Genomic DNA, 15,148 nt, shown 5'->3' with positions numbered 1-15,148 from the left:
GTATGATAGGGGCTGGTCCCTCGTGCGCGTGATTATTATCGGCGCTGGACAGGTCGGGTCGTCGATTGCGGCCGACCTCGACCACACTCACGAAGTCGTCGTCATCGACTGCGACTCCGAACGGGTGGACGAACTGAACTATTCGCTCGACGTGCTCGCCATCAACGGCGACGGTACCTCGGTGGAAACGCTCGAAGAGGCCGGTATCGACAGCGCAGACATGGTCATCGCCTCCACGGACAACGACGAGACGAATATCGTCGCCTGTGCGACCGCCAAGGCGATTTCCGAGGCGTTCACCATCGCCCGCGTGAAGAACACGGAGTACCTTCGGACGTGGCAGCGCTCCGAGAAGGCCTTCGGCGTCGACTTCATGGTGTGTACGAACCTGCTCGCCGCCGAGTCTATCGTCCGCGTCGTCGGCCTCCCGGCCGCACGCGACGTCGACCCCTTCGCGGGCGGACAGGTCCAGATGGCCGAGTTCGAAATCGACGACGACAGCCCCGTCGCGAACCAGACGGTCCGCGAGGCCGACCGATTCGACTCGCTCACGTTCGCCGCCATCCTCCGCAACGGCGAAGTGACGATTCCGCGCGGTGACACCGTCATCAGCCCCGGCGACCGCGTGGTCGTTATCGGCAGTCCAAAGAGCGTCCAGCAGTTCGCGGCGACGATTGCGCCCGAGGAGTCGCCCGGAACCGCCGAAGAAGTCGTCGTCGTCGGCGGGAGCGAAATCGGCTATCACGTCGCTCGCCTCCTCGAAGAACGCGGATTCAAACCGCGACTCGTCGAACACGACGCCGACCGCGCCCGCGAACTCGCCGAACTCCTCCCCGGAACCATCGTCATGGAGAGCGACGCGACCGACGTTGACTTCCTCGAACGCGAGCACGTCGGCGACGCCGACCTCGTGGTCGCGGCGCTCGACTCCGACGAGAAGAACCTCCTCGTCACGCTACTAGCCGGTCGCCTCGGCGTCGAACGAACCGTCGCCGTCATCGACACGACGCCGTACGTCGAACTGTTCGAGGCTGTCGGCGTCGATATCGGCGTCAGTCCCCGGGAAGTGGTCGCCGAGGAGATTACGCGCTTCACTCGCGAGGGTGGTGCCGAGAACGTCGCGCTCATCGAGACGGACAAGGCAGAAGTCCTCGAAATCGAGGTCGACCCCGACAGCATCCTCGCCGGAACACCGATTCGAGAGTCGATTGCCGCCCTCCCCGAGGGCGTCGTCATCGGTGCGATAACACGCAGACGCGAGTTCATTACTCCCCGCGGTGACACGGTCATCGAACCCGGCGACCACGTCGTCGTCTTCGTCGACAGCACGGTTATCGGCGACGTGTCGCCGAAGCTCTGAGAACCGCGATAGCGCCCGCTGCGACACGGATTCACGGACCTGTCGCGGAATCCGAACAGGCAAAACCCCAGCGCACGGAACGTTCTGCCACAGATGAAACTTCGCGTCGACTATCGAGCAAGCCTCCGTCTCGTGGGGACGGTGTTGAAATATCTTGCAGTCCCCCTTTCTTTCCCACTTGTCGTCTCACTGTATTACGGTGAGTCGGTGATGCCGTTTGTCGTCACCATGGGCCTCACCGTGCTCGTCGGCAGCGGCCTCGAACAACTCTCTGAATCCTCTGATATCGGTGCCCGCGAGGGATTCTTGATGGTCGCGGCGACGTGGTTTGCTGTCACCGTGGTCGGAGCGATTCCGTTCCTCATCGAGGCCAACGGCATCCCGTTCGTCACGTCGGCGATTCACCCCGAATCGACGCTGGCGAACCCGGTGAACGCGCTGTTCGAGAGTATGAGCGGGTTCACGACGACGGGAGCGACCGTCCTCGGCGACATCTCGTTCGACTCGCACACTCGCGGCATCATGATGTGGCGACAGCTCACCCAGTGGCTCGGCGGAATGGGTATCGTCGTCCTCGCGGTCGCGATTCTTCCAGAGCTGTCGGTCGGTGGTGCACAGTTGATGGACGCCGAAGCGCCCGGTCCCGGTATCGAGAAACTCACCCCGCGAATTGCTGAGACGGCCCGTGCGCTGTGGGGTGCGTACCTCGGCCTCACCGTCCTCGAAATCGTCCTCCTGTACGGCCTCAACGTCACGGGGTTCGCGCCGAACATGGACGTGTACAACGCCATCGCTCACGGCTTGACCACGATGCCGACAGGCGGATTCTCTCCCGAAGCGCGGAGCATCGAGGCTTTCTCGGCTGCCGCCCAGTGGGTCATCATCCCCTTCATGGTCGCCGCGGGGACCAACTTCGCCCTCTTCTGGCACGTCCTTACCGGCGAACCGAAGAAACTCGTCCGCGACACCGAGTTCAAGTTCTATCTCGGCGTTATCGGCGTCATCTCGGCGATTCTCGCCGCCGTCCTCTTCCTCGGTGACGGCCTCGTCTCTGTCGCACCCTCGGGTGGGACGTACGACCAACTGTATCTCGAAGGCGTCCGCAACGCCATCATCGGCGGTCCCGAATCGTCGCTTCGACAGTCAGTGTTCCAGGTCGTCTCTATCGTCACGACGACTGGCTACGCGAGCATGGACTTCAACGCGTGGAGCGCGCCGACACAGTACGGCCTCCTGTTTGCCATGTTCATCGGCGGCTCCGCGGGGTCGACCGGTGGTGCCATCAAAATCGTCCGCTGGTACGTCATCCTGAAGTCGCTCCGTCGGGAGCTGTTTACGACGGCCCACCCCGAGGCGATTCGTCCCGTCCGACTCGCTGGCCGTGCGGTCGACGAACGGGCCATCCGCGGTATCTACGCCTTTACGCTCCTGTATCTCGTCTTGTTCTTCGTCTCGACCGGCCTCGTCCACCTTGACGCTGCGCGAATCGGGTTGCAGGTGAGCGTCCTCGAATCGATGAGCGCCGTCGCTGCGACGCTCGGGAACGTCGGCCCAGGCTTTGGTGTCGTCGGCCCGATGGGGAGCTATCTCGACTTCTCGAACAGTTCGAAGCTCTACATGGTCCTCCTGATGTGGGTCGGCCGACTGGAGATTCTGCCGGTGCTCGTGCTGTTCACACCCGAGTACTGGCGGCGTTGACCGCTAGCAGCGACCCCGACGGGCTGTCGTCGATGCGGAGGAAATGTTGATTGACGTTCCACGAGACATGTTAGTATGGAACAGACAGGGGCGAGACAGCCGTGCGCGTAGTCATCGTCGGGGCTGGCGAAGTCGGGTCGCACATCGCCGCAAGTCTCGCAGATTCACACGACGTCGTCGTCATCGACATCGACTCCGAGCGCGTCGAACAGATGAACTACTCTCACGACGTGCTCGCGCTTACTGGTGACGGCGCGTCGCTAGAGACGCTGGAAGCGGCCGACGCAGCCAGCGCGGACCTCCTCATCGCCTCGACCGACGACGACGAGACGAACCTCGCGACCTGCGGGACCGCGAAGGCGCTCGGCGATGCGTTCACTATCGCCCGCGTCAAGCACGTCGGCTTCCTCAGGACGTGGGAGCGCTCGCGGGGAACCTTCGGTGTCGACTTCATGGTCTGTTCGAATCTGCTCACCGCCGAAGACATCGTCCAAGTCATCGGTCTCCCCGCTGCGGTCGATGTCGACTGGTTCGCCAACGGTCTCGTTCAGATGGCGGAGTTCGAACTCGGCGAGGACAGTCCACTCCTGGGTCGGACGGTCAGCGAGGCCGACCAGTTCGAGTTACTCACCTTCGCCGCGATTCTCCGCGACGACGCGGTGGAACTCCCCCGCGGAGACAGCAAACTCGAATCGGGTGACAAGGTGGTCGTCATCGGGACACCCGAGACCGTCCACCAGTTTGCACAGCGTGCCGCGCCGAAGGCAGCGGCGGCGGACACAGAGACCGTCTTCGTGGTCGGCGGAAGCGAGATTGGCGTGCAAGTCGCCCGGCTACTGCAGACGCGTGGTATCAAGCCGCGACTCATCGAGCAGGACCCGGACCGCGCTCGCGAGGTCGCCGAGGAGTTGCCGGCAACGCTCGTGTTGAACGTCGATGCGACCGACACGAGTGCGCTCGACCGGGAGAACTTCGGGATGGCAGACACCGTCGTCGCCACGCTCGACAACGACCAGAAGAACCTCCTCGTCTCGCTTCTCGCCAAGCGACTCGGCGTCGACCAGACGATTGCGGTGGTCGAAACCGGCGCGTACCGCGAGTTGTTCGAGACGGTCGGCGTCGACATCGCAGTCAATCCGCGGGTCGTGACCGCAGAAGAGATAACGCGCTTCACGCGCGAGCAAACGACCGAGAAACTGGCGTTCATCGAAGACGACCGCGCGGAAGTACTCGAAGTCGAAGTCGGCGGCGAGAGCGTCCTCGTCGGGCGACCGATTCGCGAGTCGATAGCCGACCTTCCCGAGGGCGTCGTCGTCGGGGCAATCGCGCGGGCGGGAGCACTCGTCTCGCCGCGCGGTGAGACCGTCATCGAACCCGGCGACCACGTCGTCCTCTTCGTCGACGAGACTGTTGCAGCCGAGGTGACGGCTACGGTCTAGTCACTTCACCCTCGCCAGTACGACGGCGTGAAGATGATGAGGACAGATAGAATCTCCAGTCGGCCAATCCACATCAGGAGGACCATGTACAGTTTGGCCGCATCGGAGAAGGGCAGGAAGTTGTTCATGGGGCCGACGACACCGACACCCGGACCGATGTTACCGAGCGTCGCGATAGATGCACTCACCGCCTCGATAGCCGTCAGTTCGAGACCGATACGGAGACTGTCGAGGTAGATGAGCACCGTCGAGACGGCGAAGATGGCGAGGAACGTCATCGTGAATACGAACAGGCCGCGAATCGTCGATTCGTCGATAATCTCGTCGGAGAGTCGAATCGGGCGGACTGCGTCGGGGTGAACCGAGGTAAACAGTTCGCGAACCGCCGCCTTCTGGATGACGTACCAGCGGATAATCTTGATAGACCCGGCTGCGGACCCGGCGGACCCACCGAGGAACATCGCCAAGAGGAGGATGACCTGCGACGACTGGTCCCACGTGTTGAAGTCCATGCTCGCGTAACCGGTGGTCGTCACGACCGCAGCGGTCTGGAAGATTGCTTGTCGAAGCGAGTGTTCGAGGTCACCCGAAATCGGAGCGATGGCGTTCGGGACCGAGGTGAGTCCGACGCCGGTGAACAGAAGCACGGTGAGGAGCACCCCAACCGCACCCATCATGAACAGGTAGGTTCTGAACTCCGCGTTCTTCGTCAGGCGCTCGGGTTCGCCCGCGAAGACGTACCAAAAGAGGGCGAAGTTAGTCCCCGCGACAATCATGAAGAACGTGATTGCCCACTGAATCGCGGGCGTGAACGCCTCGACGCTGCGCCCCTCGGGTGAGAAGCCACCAGTCGGTAAGGTCGTCAGCGCGTGCGCGACGGCGTTGTAGAAGTCCATGTTCGGCGCGAAGCCGAAGAAGTGGAGTCCGTAGTAGACGGCGATTGCGGCGACGGTGAAGCCGATGTAGATTCGCCAGAGAATCCGGGCGGTGTCTCGAATCCGCGGCGTCAACTTCTCGATAGAGAGACCGGGTGCCTCCTGGTCGATGACTTGAGCACCACCGACCGAGAGTTCGGGGAGGATAGCAACCATGAGGACGATAATACCCATCCCACCGAGCCACTGCGTGAGCTGTCGCCACATCAGAATCGACCGCGAGTGCGTCTCGAAGGAGATGTCGCCGAGGACGGTCGCTCCCGTCGTCGTGAAGCCACTCATACTCTCGAACAGCGCGTTCACCGGGTGCGCGACGGTTCCCTGTCCAGCGACGAGATACGGAATCATCCCGACGAGCGGGACGGCGAGCCACGTCAGGCTGACGAGGAGAAACGCCTCTCGGTGTCCGAGGTCGGGGTCGGTTCGGAGGCGTTCGAGCCCCGCCCCGACGACAAGCATCACGCCCATCGCAACGAGAAACGGCAGTGGGCTTTCGCCGTAGTAGAGGGCGACGAGAATGGGCACCAACGGCGGAATCGCCATGTACTTGATTACCGACCCGAGGAAGCCCAGGCTCGTCCGGTAATCGACGTAGGTCGTGAAATCGACTCTCATGTGGTCTTCACGAATCCAGATTAGTAGCAGCCATATGATTCCTTAGGTATCCGACTGTCAGCAGACCGCCGGACGCGACTCGTCACAACTGCAACACGGACATGACATTTATTCACACACGACGAGATGTACACTGCACATGCGCGCCTCGTATCGGTGGCTAGACGGAGACGGTACTACGGGGGGAGTCCAGTGAGCCACTCTGGCGGCCGTGAACCGGCGGTGAGTCTCAGTCTGCTCGACGCGACGATGGTCGGTATCGGCGCGATGATTGGCGCTGGCATCTTCGTCCTGACGGGGCTCGCGGTCGAAATCTCTGGACCAGCAGCCATCGTCGTCTTCGCGCTCAACGGGGGTGTGACGACGTTCACGGCGCTGTCGTACGCGGAGTTGGCGGCAGCAATCCCGCGCAACGGAGGTGGATACGCCTACGTCCGCGAGGTCTTCTCCGCACCCGTCTCGTTCGTCATGGGGTGGACGCGATGGTTCACGTACATGATTGCCGGGTCGCTCTACGCGCTCGGCTTCGCGTCGAACTTCGTCGAATTCGGCCACCTCTACGGGTTCACGCTCCCCGGTCCACCAGTGCTGTACGCGCTGGGTGCAGTCGTCACGCTCGTGGCGCTGAACGCGCTGTCGACCGAAGCGTCGGGGCGAGGTGAGACGGCGATAACACTCGTCAAAATCGCTATCCTCGGCGTGTTCGTCGTCTTCGGGCTGACCGCCACGAAGGTCGGCGAGTTCGACCCACTGTTCACGGAGGGGCCGCTGGCAGTGCTCCCCGCGATGGGGCTGACCTTCATCGCGTTTCAGGGGTACGACCTCATCGCCACCGTCACCGAAGAGGTCGAAAACCCGCGGGTGAACATCCCGCGAGCGATTCTGCTTTCGGTTCTCACTACCGTCGTCGTCTACCTCCTCGTCGTCTTCGTCGCCATCGGAACGCTCGGTGCCGATGGACTCGCTGGGGCGGGCGAGACGGCCATCGCAGAGGCCGCAGAGGGATTCATGCCCACGTTCCCCCTCATCGGGACGGGCGCGGCGCTCATCGCCTTCGGCGCGGTGTTCTCGACTATCTCGGCGCTCAACGCCGTCGTCATCGGGTCGTCGCGCGTGGCGTTCGCGATGGGTCGCGAACGGCAGCTACCCGCCTCGCTGGGGCGCTTCCACCACCGGTACGGGACGCCACTCGTAGCGATTCTCGTTTCGGCGGTGGTGATGCTCGTCGCTGTCGTCGTCGTGCCGATTCGTATCGTCGGAAATCTGGCGAGTCTGTTCTCGCTTCTCGGATTTATCATCGTGAACTACGCACTGATTCGGCTCCGGCGGCGGCAACCCGACCTCCAACGCCCCTTCGAGGTTCCCTACTACCCGATTACGCCAGTTCTCGGCATCGTCTGCAACGCCCTGCTCGGACTGTTCATCGACCCGTTCACGTGGGCGCTCGCCATCGGCTGGCTCATTTTCGGTGGTGTCGTCTACTTCCTGCTCTCGCGTCGGGGCGATATCGGACCGACAGAGTCGCCCGAGATTCAGGACCCAGAGCCGATTCCGACCGCCGAACAGGGAGACGACTGACGCCGAATGAACCGCCGACCCCTCACAGAGCCACCCAGACGACTACTACCATTCGACACTAATACACACCAATGACCGATTCAGAGCCACACCACCTGCGCGTCGTCGTCGCTGGCGGCGGCGAGATGGGACTGCGAACCGCCGAACTGCTCTCTGACCGCGGCCACGACGTGGTCGTCGTCGAGGCCGACCCCGACCGCTGTGCCGAAATCTCCGAACAGTACGTCGCGACAGTTATCGAGGGCGACGCCTCACGCCCCGAAACGCTCAGACAGGCCCAACCGGAGCGCAGCGACGTCGTCGCCGCGCTCACCGACGACGAGACCACCAACTTCGCGGTCTGTATGGCCGCCCAGCGGATGTCACAGGTCCGGACCGTGATGCGCGTCGGCCACACGCCGGACGAACTGTACACCGAGTTCGTCGACGGTCTCGTCTTCCCCGAGCGACTCGGCTCTCGCGCCGCAGTGAACGAAATCGCGGACGGTGGGGTCAGAACCATCGAGGACATCGCGGGCAACGTCGAAGTCGTCGAAGTCGAGGTTGCGGAGGATGCGCCCGTCGCTGGCAAGCGTCTCGACGAAGTCCGCCTCCCGCGTGGGTGTCTCATCATCGTCGATTATCAGGGTGACCGCATCGGCGGCCCCGACACGGTCCTCGAAGCAGGCCACCGCTACGTCCTTGCGATTGAATCTCCCGTCGCGAACGAAGTGATGAATCTGTTCCGGGGGTGAGTCGCGTCGGCAATCGCGTCGCGTCCGGGAGCAGACAATCGCCTGAAAGCTTATTCCGAAACGTGTTCGGAGTGTGAACCATGCCCTCCGCATCGCCCACTCGCCGAGAGCTACTCGGTCTCGGCGGCACGACGCTCGCAGTTCTCACGGGGTGTTTGGGAACACCGACTGGGTCGGACGACGAGTCGCCGACGACCGAGCGGACCCCGACCACTGAAACGACTGGCGACAGGACCACGACCACCACCGAACCGGCCGACGTGACCGTCTCGAACGTCCAAATCACCCCCGAACTCGTCGGGCTCAACACCCCGGACTCAATCGGGACGTTCGGCGACCGAGACGAGCAGTTCGTTCTCGTCACCGTCCTCGTCGATGGCGAGTCCGGCCCGCCGGTCGAGGCGTTCGAACTCTCGGCCGACGGGCAGACGTTCGACCCGACGCTCCCCGAGAACCTTCCCTCGTACACGCTCTGGTCCCGCGGCGACCCCTACGAAGGGGAGGCCTCGGGATATCTCGTCTTCTCGGTTCCGAAGCCGCTCGAAGCGCCCGAGGTCGTCTTTCGAGGCCCTGGCGGGCAGTTCGAACTCGGCGCGGACGCCCGCTCGACGCTTGCGCGCCCTCCGACCGACTTCTCGGTCTCGGACGTGTCGGCCCCCGATCGCGTCGAAAGCGGCAGCGAAGTGACCCTGACAGCGACCATCGAGAACACCGGGCCGGAAGACGGAACGTTCGTCGGCGCGTTCAACCGCTCCGGGCCACTCGTCGCCTACACGCCAATCAAACGCGTCGAAGCCGAACTCGCAGCCGGGGAGTCGATGACGTGGACGTACTCGTACATCCCGTCTCTCGACGGCGGCACCGAGTCGAGACCGATGTACTTGCGCCTCAACTGGCGCGGTGGGTCGGTATCGACCGAAACGACGGTCAAGCCGCCGTCGTGATGGTGTGAGAGGCGGGCAAACTGCCGTCGTAAGTATGAAAGCGGGCGGCCCGCCGTCCGAAAATCAGTTCTCGACTGCGGATGCAGCGCGGACGATGGTCTCTTCGCCGAACTTCGGCCCGATGAGCTGAAGTCCGACCGGGAGTCCGTCGGTCTCGCCCGCGGGGACGGAAATCGCGGGGAGGTTCGCGAGGTTCACCGGGACGGTGTTCGCGTCGGCGAGATACATCTGCAGCGGGTCGTCGAGGCTCTCACCGAGTTCGAACGGCGGGACTGGCATCGTCGGCGACGCGAGCACGTCCACGTCCTCGAAGGCGGCGTCGAAGTCCTGCTTGACCCACGCGCGGGCGTCCTGCGCCTTCGCGTAGTACTTGTCGTGGTAGCCTGCAGAGAGGGCGTACGTACCGAGGAGGATACGGCGCTTGACCTCGGAGCCGAAGCCCTCCTCGCGGGCGCGAGCGAAGGCCTCGTTCCAGTTGCCTTCGTAGCCGCCGGACTTGCCGTATCGGACGCCGTCGAAGCGCGCGAGGTTCGAGGAGGCCTCGGACATGGCGATGACGTAGTAGGCGGCGACCGCCTTCTCGGTCGAGGGCATGCTGACCTCGTGGTACTCGGCACCCTGTGCTTCGAGTTCGTCGAGGGCGTCCCAGAACGCCGCTTTGACACCCTCGTCCGCGCCTTCGACCAGTTCGGTCGGGACGCCAATAGTGAGACCCTCTACGTCGCCGTCGGCGGCCGCGGCGAAGTTCGAGTCTGCTCCCTCCTCGCGGGTCGTCGCGTCGCGGTCGTCGGGGCCCGCGATGACGTCGAGCAGCGCGGCGGCCTCCTCGACGGACGGCGCAATCGGGCCAATCTGTTCGAGAGAGTTCGCGTAGGCGACGAGACCGTAGCGCGAGACGAGTCCGTACGTGGGCTTGATACCGACGACGCCACAGAACGCTGCGGGACAGCGGATGGACCCGCCAGTGTCGGTTCCGAGTGCGAGGTCGGCCTCACCGGCGGCGACGGCGGCCGCAGAGCCACCGGAGGAGCCACCGGGGACACGAGATTCGTCCACCGGGTTCTTCGTCGGACCGTAGGCCGAGGTCTCGGTGGTGGTCCCCATACCGAACTCGTCCATGTTGGCCTTGCCGACGATGGTCGCGCCCGCGTCTTTGAGGCGTTCGACGACCGTCGCGTCGTACGGCGGGACGTAGTCTTCGAGCATCTCCGACCCGCAGGTCGTACGCAGGCCCTCGGTCGAGATGTTGTCTTTCACGGCGATGGACTTCCCGGCGAGCGGGCCGTCTTCGTCGCTTTCGACCGTCTCCTTCGTGATGAATGCGTTCAGAGACATCAGGACACCCGTGGACCTTTGAAGAAGCCGTCTTCGGTCTCTGCGGCGTTCGAGAGCGCCTCCTCTTGGGTCAGTCCTTCGCGGACCTCGTCGGCGCGCATCACGTTCACCAGTTCATCCTCGCGGTCGACTTCGGGGACCTCATCGAGGGCGTCGAAGTACTCCAGGATGTCCGCGAACTGCGCCGCGAACTCCTCGACTTCGTCCTCGTCGAGGTCGACCCGCGCCAACTCGGCGACGTGTCGCACCTCGTCGGCGTCGACGGGCGTATCGCTCATGTATCGGAGGTGTCGGAGACCGGGAGTAAGGGTTTCGGTGTGCGCCGTTTCGTCTGGCATCCGGTCCCCTCGAACGCTCCCCAGCCCTATTCCGTCGTTTTCTAGCCGTCAGATATAAGTAATCGCCCTCGATACAAATGAGTGAGAACGACCGTTCGCAGTTGCTTCTCTGCAACCTAAAATGACAGAAAGTGTTCGACGTTTTACGACCGATAACGCGCGCGTGCGCAACAAGAACGAAGCCGAAACCGAAGACACCCGAGACCGAACCCTCGAATGCCCAGAGTGTGAGTCAGACGCGCTCGTATCCGACACGGAGCACGGCGAAACCGTCTGTGACGACTGTGGTCTCGTCGTCGAAGAAAACGAAATAGACCACGGCCCAGAGTGGCGCGCGTTCAATTCTTCGGAGAAGAACCAGAAGTCCCGCGTCGGTGCGCCGACGACCAACATGATGCACGACAAGGGGCTGTCGACTAACATCGGCTGGCAGAACAAAGACGCCTACGGCCGGTCGCTGTCCTCGCGCCAACGCGAGAAGATGCAGCGCCTTCGCACGTGGAACGAGCGCTTCCGCACCCGCGACTCCAAGGAGCGCAACCTCAAGCAGGCACTCGGCGAAATCGACCGCATGGCCTCCGCACTCGGCCTTCCCGAGAACGTCCGCGAGACCGCCTCGGTCATCTACCGCCGCGCTCTCAACGACGACCTGCTTCCCGGCCGCTCGATTGAGGGCGTCGCAACGTCGGCGCTCTACGCGGCCGCTCGCATGGCCGACACGCCGCGCTCGCTCGACGAGATTACGAGCGTCTCGCGCGTCGAAAAGGACGAAATCGCCCGCACGTATCGCTACGTGGTACGCGAACTGAAGCTCGAAATCAAGCCTGCCGACCCAGAGCAGTACGTCCCGCGCTTCGCCAGCGAACTCGGCCTCTCAGACGAGCCAGAACGCCGCGCGCGCCAACTCCTGAAGAACGCCAAAGAACAGAGCGTCCACTCGGGTAAGTCGCCGGTTGGCCTCGCCGCCGCCGCCGTCTACGCCGCGTCGCTCCTGACCAACGAGAAAGTGACCCAAAACGAGGTCTCCGAGGTGGCCAACATCTCCGAGGTGACCATCCGCAACCGCTACCACGAACTTCTCGAAGCCGAAGAGAAGGCACAGGTCCTCTAATACGGCCGTCTTTTCGAATCCGTTCCAGCCGGAGTCGATTTTCGAAACACCGATACACCTCCCTCGATAGCGTCGCGCATGGAGACGACCCGACACTTCACCGCCACTGTCTACATCGTCAACGACGGCGCTGTCGCCCTCCACGAGCACAAACGCCTCGGCATCCGCATCCCGCCTGGTGGCCACGTCGATAGGGACGAACTCCCGCACGAAGCGGGACTGCGCGAAGTCGAAGAAGAGACCGGTCTCGAACCCGAACTCGTCGACGACACGCCCGCAGTCCCGGCACCGGACGGTGAAGCCCTCCCGCGACCCCGTGAACAGATGCTCTACGACATCAACATCCACGACGACGGGTCCGTCGGCCACCAACACATCGACCACATCTACTACGCCCGCGTCGAGTCGCGCGATATCGACCCCGCGCCGGGCGAAGAGGGGCCAGAAGTCTGGGAGTGGTACGACCGCGACGACCTCCGCGAGAGCGACCTCGACCCCGACACGGTACAGTTTGCACTGGATGCAATCGAGGTCGTCGAAGCCGCGGACTAAGCGACGAGTCAGTTACTCGACGAGCGACCGGACGTACTTTTCGACGTGGTCGTCCATCCGGCGCTTGAACCCAGCCTGTCGGGCGAGGCGGTCGAGTTCCCGAGACGCGTACGTGCCGTACTGAACGGCCTTCTTGTCCTTCTCTGCGACAGATTCTGGGAGCACCTCGCGAGCGGCCTCCCGGAGCGCGACTTTTCGCCGGTCGCCATCGACGAGTAACTCACCGGGGAGCGGAAGCGCAGCCTCGACGACGCGGTCGTGGAGAAGTGGTGCGACGGGCTCGATGCCTGCAGCGCGAAGCACGAGGACGTCGCGTTCGAGTTGGTCTGGAAGCGTCTGGATGACCTCGCGGGCCGCGCCGCGAGTCGTCTCGGCCTCGACGCGGGGGTCGTCGGGTGCCTTGGCGACCTTGGCGTAGCCGCCGAAGAGTTCGTCCGCGCCCTGACCGACCGCGAGGCGGTCGTAGCCGTCTGCGGCGACCTGCTCGGCCAGCAAGTAGAGCGGGAGGACGATTTGTACGTCCATCGGGTTGGTTCGGCCGAGTGCCGCGACGATTTCCGGGACGGCGCGCTCGATAGCTTCGTGGGTAAGTTCGACGACGCGAAGGTCGCGACCCATCGCTTCGGCAGCCTCACGCGCGGCGTCGATGTCGTGTGAGCCCTCGAACCCCGCGACGTAGCAGGGTGCGTCGGGGACGCCCGCAGCGACGACCGCCGAATCGACACCACCGGAGAACGCGACTGCGAGACCGTCGTCGTCAACTTCGCGGACGGACTCCAAAACGGCGTCTCGCACAGCGGCCAGTGCCTCGTCGCGGTCGGATGCGACAGGTAGGTCTGGAAGTGTCCAGACCGAGCGATTCTCGTCGTCTCCGTCTGCGCTGATGGGGCGTACGTGACCCGCGGGGACCGAAACCGGGTCCGAGAGGTCACAGCGGTCGAACGACCACGCGCCCGGGTCGTCGCGCTCCCAAAAGAGCGGTTGCCGACCGAGAACGTCTCTGACGAGTTGGCCGTCGAGTACACCGGCGAACCCCGCTGTTCCGGGCAACGAGTCACCACTTTCGAGCGCCCGTCGAACGACAGATTCGTCCGCGCCGCGCATCACAGGAGGTCAGAAAGCGCGTGTTTCACGCGGCGCTTCGCACCGCCAGCGGCCTGCTGGAACGAGATGCGCCACGGGGTCTTGCTGCCGACGACGCTGGTCCGGCCGTCGAGGACGGCGTCGAGAATCGCCTCGACGCTCCGAGTGTCGGTTCCGACTTCGGTGACGGCTTGGCCAACCATCTCGGCGATGTGGGCGTCGCTTCCGGCGGTCATCGGAAGCCCGCGCCGCTTCGCGAAGCGTTCGGCGCGCTGGTTTGCGATACCCGTCAAGAGCCGCGAGTTGTACGTCTCGATGGCGTCCGCCGCGGCGAGTTGGCTCCGAGAGATGTGCGGGGCGACGCCGTGGCGAGACTTCTGGAACGGGTGTGGGACGATGGCGATGCCGCCAGCGTCGTGGATGCGGTCGAGTGTCTCGTCGTACGAGAGCCCTGCGGGGATGAGTTCCTCGACACCGAGTGCCAAGACGTGGCCCGCAGCGCACGTGACTTCCATCCCCGGAATGCCGACCAGCCCGTAGTCGTCCGCGATAGCTGCTGCTTCGAGACTCGCGTCGATCTCGTCGTGGTCAGTCACAGCGAGCGCATCCAGCCCCACCGCGACCGCCTGTTCGAGGAGGTATTCGACCGGGTCTCGCCCGTCGTACGAAAGCGAGGAGTGCGAGTGCAACTCGACCGATAACACGTGGTACCCTAACAACGGGGTCTAAAAAAGCGCCCCGGTCCCGGCTCGATACCCTACTTCCGGCGGACTAAGACGGTGACAACGCCGTCTTCCTGAAACTCACCGACACGGGACGTACCAGTAGAACGTGAAAAAATGTCATCACATAGATATAATATCACAACCGACGAACAACTAGTGTGGTGGTGAGCCACGAGTGTCGTGGCGGGGCCACCGAGGGGAGATCAGAGATGACAGTACGAGATATTGCACGACCGAAGGACGAACTGGTGACAGCGAAGCACGACACACCGGTCCACGAATTGGCGAAGCTAATGGAAGACCGGACCGTCGGTTCCATCGTCATCGCGGACGGTGACAACATCGAGGGCATCGTCACGGACCGCGACATCGCGCTGAAATGTGTCGGCTCGGGCGGCGACCTCAAAGGAATGACCGCGAAAGACGTGATGACGGAGCGGCCCTTCACGGTCGACGCCGACATGGGCGTCTTCGACCTGTTCCGCAAGATGCGCGAACACGGCGTCCGGCGTGCACCGATAACTGACGGTGGGAAGCTCACGGGCATCGTCACGATGGACGACCTGCTCGTCTTGCTCCAAGACGAGATGCACGAACTCACCGAGATTATCCGCGCCGAATCGCCGCCGTACACGCCCGCGTGAGCGACGTCGTAATCAGTGCGTGACCTCGACCACATTTTTGAGCACGTTTGTGCACAT

Annotated in this window: 14 protein-coding genes; 9 read left to right on the top strand and 5 right to left on the bottom strand. The window is 63.6% G+C overall.

Features of this window, described 5'->3' with window-relative positions; translation table 11 throughout:
• Nucleotides 1-22 precede the first annotated feature (22 nt).
• From trkA (C453_RS07430) to trkA (C453_RS07420), 3 genes are all read left to right on the top strand, one after another.
• Nucleotides 23-1,360, top strand: coding sequence for a Trk system potassium transporter TrkA (trkA, locus tag C453_RS07430; protein WP_008323646.1), 1,338 nt, complete (start codon nt 23-25; stop codon nt 1,358-1,360).
• Between the two features lie 93 nt (nt 1,361-1,453).
• Nucleotides 1,454-3,058: a TrkH family potassium uptake protein gene (locus tag C453_RS07425; protein WP_049907571.1), complete on the top strand. Its 1,605-nt coding sequence runs from the start codon at nt 1,454-1,456 to the stop codon at nt 3,056-3,058.
• A gap of 101 nt (nt 3,059-3,159) precedes the next feature.
• Nucleotides 3,160-4,497, top strand: coding sequence for a Trk system potassium transporter TrkA (trkA, locus tag C453_RS07420; protein ID WP_008323644.1), 1,338 nt, complete (start codon nt 3,160-3,162; stop codon nt 4,495-4,497).
• Between the two features lie 5 nt (nt 4,498-4,502).
• Here trkA (C453_RS07420) and C453_RS07415 read toward each other — a convergent pair whose 3' ends face one another.
• Nucleotides 4,503-6,047 (bottom strand): TrkH family potassium uptake protein, encoded by a 1,545-nt coding sequence (locus tag C453_RS07415; protein WP_008323643.1) that lies wholly within the window; start codon nt 6,045-6,047, stop codon nt 4,503-4,505.
• Nucleotides 6,048-6,239: 192 nt separating this feature from the next.
• Here C453_RS07415 and C453_RS07410 point away from each other — a divergent pair, with 192 nt between their 5' ends.
• From C453_RS07410 to C453_RS07400, 3 genes are all read left to right on the top strand, one after another.
• The gene (locus C453_RS07410) at nt 6,240-7,625 is read left to right on the top strand and encodes an APC family permease (protein ID WP_049907570.1); all 1,386 of its coding nucleotides are present in this window, start codon (nt 6,240-6,242) and stop codon (nt 7,623-7,625) included.
• A 71-nt stretch (nt 7,626-7,696) separates the two neighbouring features.
• Nucleotides 7,697-8,359: a potassium channel family protein gene (locus C453_RS07405; RefSeq protein WP_008323641.1), complete on the top strand. Its 663-nt coding sequence runs from the start codon at nt 7,697-7,699 to the stop codon at nt 8,357-8,359.
• Between the two features lie 80 nt (nt 8,360-8,439).
• Nucleotides 8,440-9,303, top strand: coding sequence for a CARDB domain-containing protein (locus C453_RS07400; RefSeq protein ID WP_008323640.1), 864 nt, complete (start codon nt 8,440-8,442; stop codon nt 9,301-9,303).
• 63 nt (nt 9,304-9,366) lie between these two features.
• Here the strand turns inward: C453_RS07400 and gatA are convergent, their stop codons facing one another.
• Nucleotides 9,367-10,638 carry an Asp-tRNA(Asn)/Glu-tRNA(Gln) amidotransferase subunit GatA gene (gene gatA, locus C453_RS07395; RefSeq protein ID WP_008323637.1) on the bottom strand — a complete coding sequence of 424 codons (1,272 nt, stop codon included), beginning with the start codon at nt 10,636-10,638 and terminating at the stop codon, nt 9,367-9,369.
• A complete protein-coding gene (gene gatC, locus C453_RS07390) occupies nt 10,638-10,916 on the bottom strand; it encodes an Asp-tRNA(Asn)/Glu-tRNA(Gln) amidotransferase subunit GatC (protein ID WP_049907601.1) in 279 nt (92 codons plus the stop codon). The genes gatA and gatC overlap by 1 nt, the downstream gene beginning before the upstream one ends.
• A gap of 223 nt (nt 10,917-11,139) precedes the next feature.
• Here gatC and C453_RS07385 point away from each other — a divergent pair, with 223 nt between their 5' ends.
• Together C453_RS07385 and C453_RS07380 are read left to right on the top strand one after the other, a co-directional pair.
• A complete protein-coding gene (locus C453_RS07385; protein WP_008323636.1) occupies nt 11,140-12,087 on the top strand; it encodes a transcription initiation factor IIB in 948 nt (315 codons plus the stop codon).
• A 78-nt stretch (nt 12,088-12,165) separates the two neighbouring features.
• Entirely contained in the window at nt 12,166-12,639 is a 474-nt protein-coding gene (locus C453_RS07380) for an NUDIX hydrolase (RefSeq protein ID WP_008323635.1), read from the top strand.
• A gap of 12 nt (nt 12,640-12,651) precedes the next feature.
• Here C453_RS07380 and C453_RS07375 read toward each other — a convergent pair whose 3' ends face one another.
• Complete coding sequence (locus tag C453_RS07375; RefSeq protein WP_008323634.1) at nt 12,652-13,743, bottom strand: asparagine synthase C-terminal domain-containing protein; 1,092 nt, start codon at nt 13,741-13,743, stop codon at nt 12,652-12,654.
• Nucleotides 13,743-14,426, bottom strand: coding sequence for a PHP domain-containing protein (locus C453_RS07370; protein ID WP_008323633.1), 684 nt, complete (start codon nt 14,424-14,426; stop codon nt 13,743-13,745). Before C453_RS07370 ends, C453_RS07375 begins: the two co-directional genes overlap by 1 nt.
• 230 nt (nt 14,427-14,656) lie before the next feature.
• Here C453_RS07370 and C453_RS07365 point away from each other — a divergent pair, with 230 nt between their 5' ends.
• Nucleotides 14,657-15,091: a CBS domain-containing protein gene (locus tag C453_RS07365; protein WP_008323632.1), complete on the top strand. Its 435-nt coding sequence runs from the start codon at nt 14,657-14,659 to the stop codon at nt 15,089-15,091.
• Nucleotides 15,092-15,148: the final 57 nt, after the last annotated feature.

Origin of the sequence: Haloferax elongans ATCC BAA-1513, from assembly GCF_000336755.1 — an archaeon.
GTDB classification, from domain to species: Archaea; Halobacteriota; Halobacteria; order Halobacteriales; family Haloferacaceae; genus Haloferax; species Haloferax elongans.
This window is presented reverse-complemented; position numbering and strand designations above follow the sequence as displayed.

Excerpts from the sequence above, each read along its gene's own strand:
- C453_RS07425 (WP_049907571.1), top strand. The coding sequence starts at position 1,454 with ATGAAACTTCGCGTCGACTATCGAGCAAGCCTCCGTCTCGTGGGGACG.
- C453_RS07415 (WP_008323643.1), bottom strand. The coding sequence starts at position 6,047 with ATGAGAGTCGATTTCACGACCTACGTCGATTACCGGACGAGCCTGGGC.
- C453_RS07405 (WP_008323641.1), top strand. The coding sequence starts at position 7,697 with ATGACCGATTCAGAGCCACACCACCTGCGCGTCGTCGTCGCTGGCGGC.
- C453_RS07400 (WP_008323640.1), top strand. The coding sequence starts at position 8,440 with ATGCCCTCCGCATCGCCCACTCGCCGAGAGCTACTCGGTCTCGGCGGC.
- gatA (WP_008323637.1), bottom strand. The coding sequence starts at position 10,638 with ATGTCTCTGAACGCATTCATCACGAAGGAGACGGTCGAAAGCGACGAA.
- gatC (WP_049907601.1), bottom strand. The coding sequence starts at position 10,916 with ATGAGCGATACGCCCGTCGACGCCGACGAGGTGCGACACGTCGCCGAG.
- C453_RS07380 (WP_008323635.1), top strand. The coding sequence starts at position 12,166 with ATGGAGACGACCCGACACTTCACCGCCACTGTCTACATCGTCAACGAC.
- C453_RS07375 (WP_008323634.1), bottom strand. The coding sequence starts at position 13,743 with ATGCGCGGCGCGGACGAATCTGTCGTTCGACGGGCGCTCGAAAGTGGT.
- C453_RS07365 (WP_008323632.1), top strand. The coding sequence starts at position 14,657 with ATGACAGTACGAGATATTGCACGACCGAAGGACGAACTGGTGACAGCG.